Raw genomic sequence first — 228 nt, forward strand, 5'->3', positions numbered from 1 at the left:
GTACCATCGGCGCTGTGGGTCTTAGCTTCCGGGTTCGGAATGGGACCGGGCGTTTCCCCCACGCTATGACCGCCGTAACCCTTGCTCCGCGCACCCCGGGTGGGGTGGGGGAAATCTTTGTGGTTACAACATGTGTGGTGTTGTTATTCAATTGTGTGTTCCCTTGGGCAACGAACCGGTTTGGTTTGTTGTTTGGGAACCACATAGTGGACGCAAGCAGTCTTGTTT

Annotated in this window: 1 rRNA gene; it reads right to left on the reverse strand. The window is 55.3% G+C overall.

The window, feature by feature from the left end:
* A 5S ribosomal RNA gene (gene rrf / locus AC5RVY_RS19090) occupies nucleotides 1-77 on the reverse strand; the annotation flags it as partial.
* Between the last annotated feature and the right edge of the window lie 151 nt (nucleotides 78-228).

Source organism: Arthrobacter sp. Ha26, from assembly GCF_059091705.1.